The sequence below is a fragment of the Terrabacter sp. P5_B1 genome, from assembly GCF_056400505.1.
Genome location: NZ_JBFULD010000368.1, coordinates 1 through 3,881, shown reverse-complemented (window position 1 = coordinate 3,881; position 3,881 = coordinate 1). Strand labels below are relative to the sequence as shown.

Genomic DNA, 3,881 nt, shown 5'->3' with positions numbered 1-3,881 from the left:
GGCGTGGGCGGCGAGAGGCGGACGAGGACGACCGCCTTGCCGTATGCAGCGGGCACGAGTCGGCGCACGGCCTCGGCGAGCGCGGGGGAGCCTCCCCGCCCCACGATGCCGGCCGGGGGCCCGCCCGGGTTGGCGACTCCAGAGGGCCGCATGCCTCCATGTAACCAGTGCGGACGACCGCGGGGGCCGGATCGTCAGGCGGTGGGGGTGATCCGCACGACGACGCGGTTGCTGTTGCCGCGTCGCACGACCCACTCGATGGCCATGAAGATGTGGAACTCGATGCCGTACTTGCGCGCGAGCCGGCGGTTGACCGCCTCGGACGCGGCGGAGTCGGTGATGATCTCGGCACGGCCCTCAACGACCGGGGCGCCCGGGTCCACGTTGCCGCGGCGGTCGCACGGCTGGACCGTGACGCGCGGGTCCTCACGCAGGCGCTTGAGCTTGCCGGTCCCCTCGGGGGTGCTGACGATGGCGGCGCCGGCGTCGGGAAGCACCCACACGGGAGTCGCGACCGGCTCGCCCGAGCGGCGGTAGGTCGTCAGCAGCACGAAGCGTTCGCCGCCGAGATTGTGCAGTGTTGGTGCTTGGGTCATGGCGGTCACCTACCCGTTTGGGCGCGCAACGCCTGCGACGTCTCACCCCGTGGCTACGATCGGGCGGGTGAGCGCCAAGCCCGCTGTCATCGCAGCGCCCAGCCCGTCGAGCCCGTCCGGGGTGCGGGAGGTGCGCGTCTCGAGTCCCGACCGGGTGCTGTGGCCCGCGGCCGGGATGGCCGACGGCAAGCCGGTCACGAAGCTCGACGTGGCGCACTACCTCGTCGCGGTTGCCGACCCGATGCTGCGGGCGCTGGGCGACCGGCCGGTGACGCTGCAGCGTTTCCCGGAGGGCATCGAGGGCGAGGAGTTCTTCTCCAAGAACCCGCCCAAGGGCGTGCCCGAGGGGACGCGCACCGTCATGTGCACCTATCCGTCCGGGCGCAAGCACCCGCAGCTCGTCATCGACGAGATCGCCGATGCCGTGTGGGCGGCGCAGATGAACACCATCACCTTCCACCCGTGGCCGGTGCGGACGGCGGACGTCAACAACCCCGACGAGCTGCGCATCGACCTCGACCCGCAGCCGGGCCGGGGGTTCAAGGACGCCGTCGAGGCTGCCCTCGCCCTGCGCGAGGTGATGTCCGAGATCGGGCTCACCGCGTGGGCCAAGACCTCCGGCAACCGCGGCGTGCACGTCTATGCCCGGGTCGCGCCGACGCACGAGTTCCTCGACGTCCGGCACGGCGTCATCGGCATCGCGCGCGAGCTCGAGCGCCGGCTGCCCGACCTCGTCACGACGTCGTGGTGGAAGGAGGAGCGCGGCGACAAGGTCTTCGTCGACTTCAACCAGGCGTGCCGCGACCGGACCATCGCGTCCGCCTACTCACCCCGTCCGCTGCCGGGTGCGCCCGTGTCGACGCCGGTCACCTGGGAGGAGCTCGGGTCGGTCGACGCCAAGGAGCTCACGGTGCGCACGGTGCCGGAGCTCGTCGCCTCGCGCGGGGATGCGTGGGCCGGCATCGACGACGAGATCGGCGACGTCGCTGCGGCAATCGCCCTGTGGGACAAGGACGTCAGCGAGCGCGGCCTCGGCGAGCTGAACTTTCCTCCGGACTACCCCAAGATGCCGGGCGAGCCGCCGCGCGTGCAGCCGAGCAAGCGACGGACCGACAAGGCCGACGGGGATTACATGGCTCCCAAGGCCGAGCGCGACGCCGACCTCCGCACGACGTGGGGTATGCCGGTCGTCCCTCCTGTGTCGCCGATGCTCGCCAAGCCGGTCAAGGACTTCTCGGCCGTCAAGGTCGACGTGCTCTACGAGCCGAAGTGGGACGGCTTCCGGTCGATCATCTACCGGTCCGGCGACCTCGTCGAGATCGGGTCGCGCAACGAGAAGCCGATGACGCGCTACTTCCCCGACGTCGTCGAGGCCGTGCTCGCGAACTTCCCGGAGAAGTGCGTCATCGACGGCGAGATCGTCCTCGTGTCACCGTCGTCGGGCGACCGCCTCGACTTCGACCTGCTCCAGCAGCGCATCCACCCGGCCGCGTCACGGGTCAAGAAGCTCGCCGCCGAGACGCCGGCCTCGTTCGTCGCCTTCGACCTGCTCGCCCTCGGCGAGGAGTCCTACCTGGACAAGCCCTTCGCCGAGCGTCGCGCCGCTCTGGAGAGGGCGCTTGCCAAAGCTCAGTCGCCGATCCACCTGACCGCGGCGACGGCCGACCGCGACGTCGCCAAGGGCTGGTTCACCCAGTTCGAGGGCGCCGGTCTCGACGGCGTCATCGCCAAGCCCGTCGACATCGCCTACGAGCCCGACAAGCGCCTGATGTTCAAGGTCAAGCACGAGCGCACCGCCGACTGCGTCGTCGCGGGCTACCGGGTGCACAAGAGCGGACCCGACGCGATCGGCTCGCTGCTGCTCGGGCTCTACGGCGACGACGGGCAGCTCGCGTCGGTCGGCGTCATCGGTGCCTTCCCGATGACCCGGCGCAAGGAGCTCTTCGAGGAGCTCCAGCCGCTCGTGGCGGAGTGGGACGAGCACCCTTGGAACTGGGCCGCGCCCGCGGAGGAGGCCGGCGGCGTACGCACTCCCCGGTCGTCGGAGTACTCCCGCTGGAACAACCAGAAGGACCTCTCGTTCGTGCCCCTGCGGCCCGAGCGGGTCGTCGAGGTGCGCTACGACCACATGGAGGGCGAGCGCTTCCGGCACACGGCGCAGTTCGTCCGCTGGCGCGAGGACCGCACGCCCGAGTCGTGCACCTTCGACCAGCTCGAGGAGCCGGTCAGCTACGACCTCGCCGACGTCCTTTCGGCAGGCTCCTGACCGCGTCCAATCCGCTCGATCGCCCGCAGCGACACAGGATCTCCGCTTCCATGGGGTGATGACGCAGGTGGGGCTCAGGGCCCGGCTGGGTGATGGTCTGAGGGCGCGGGCCCTCCGGGTCAGCTCGCCCAACCTCGATCCTGCGGTCCGGGTCGTCGTGGTCCTCGGGCACCTCGTTGCAGTGCTGCTCTGTCTCATGGTCGCCACCGGGTGGCGCGGGCCCGAAGTGGTCAACACGATCACCGGTGATACCTACTGGCCGTGGCAGTCCCTCATCACCGTGGTAGCACTCGGCCTGGCCACGGAGGCGGTCACGGTGGGGGCCGTCCGGTCGAGAGCGCTCGCGCGCGTGGCGCTGAGCGGGACTACGGCCGTCCTCGCTCTTCTCACCTTGGGCTCGCTCCCCGTCGGGCCTGCCCACGGATGGTTGGTCGCGCTCGGATGTGCCTGCACCGCAGTCGCGCTCGCTCTGCCCCCTGGGCGCAGCGGCCGTGAGACCGCGCGGTGCGTGCTCGTAGCAACGGTGCCGGCCATGGCGTTCACCGCTACCGTCCGGAACTCCGACGTCGACCAAGCACTCGACGCCCTCCGTGCTCGCGGCCTCGCACCCTCGGCAGCGATCCTTCTCTCGCTGCTTGCCGTCTTCGCCTTGGCGAGCTCGGTCGAGGAACAGCGCGAGCGGACCGAGCGCCTGCTGCCCTGGCGAGTGACGACAAGGGGGGTGCTCGTGGCGTCGGCCCTCAAACTGGTTCTGATGGCTGCGCTGTACCTGAACTTGACCGGTGGCTTCCTGGGCGGAGAGACCTTCTGGCGCCCCCGCCTCGACCGCCCCCTGTCGTGGATCCACGCGTCGATCGTGGCTGTGCTCATCGTGTGGGTTGCAGTGCGGAGCCGGCGGCGACCGCTGGTGGCGGGCGACTTCACGCCACGGCTCGGCGCCCTGACGCTCGTGGTAGGCGTCATGGAGGTGGCGGCGCTCGCCACGATCGTCGTCATGACGATCGTGAGTACCGTCTCGC

3 protein-coding genes are annotated in these 3,881 nt (G+C 70.6%); 2 read left to right on the top strand and 1 reads right to left on the bottom strand.

The window, feature by feature from the left end; genetic code table 11:
• Positions 1–194: 194 nt before the first annotated feature.
• Complete coding sequence (locus tag AC1DP0_RS19305) at positions 195–596, bottom strand: PPOX class F420-dependent oxidoreductase (protein WP_478087654.1); 402 nt, start codon at positions 594–596, stop codon at positions 195–197.
• A gap of 67 nt (positions 597–663) precedes the next feature.
• Between AC1DP0_RS19305 and AC1DP0_RS19300 the strand changes: the two genes are divergently transcribed.
• Both AC1DP0_RS19300 and AC1DP0_RS19295 read left to right on the top strand, forming a co-directional pair.
• A complete protein-coding gene (locus AC1DP0_RS19300; RefSeq protein ID WP_478087652.1) occupies positions 664–2,862 on the top strand; it encodes an ATP-dependent DNA ligase in 2,199 nt (732 codons plus the stop codon).
• Positions 2,863–2,920: 58 nt separating this feature from the next.
• Positions 2,921–3,881 (top strand): hypothetical protein (locus AC1DP0_RS19295; protein ID WP_478087648.1); only part of this gene is annotated, 961 nt, incomplete at its 3' end.

What these genes read in the sequence shown, in the direction of transcription:
- AC1DP0_RS19305 (WP_478087654.1), bottom strand. Translation starts at nt 596, where the DNA reads ATGACCCAAGCACCAACACTGCACAATCTCGGCGGCGAACGCTTCGTG.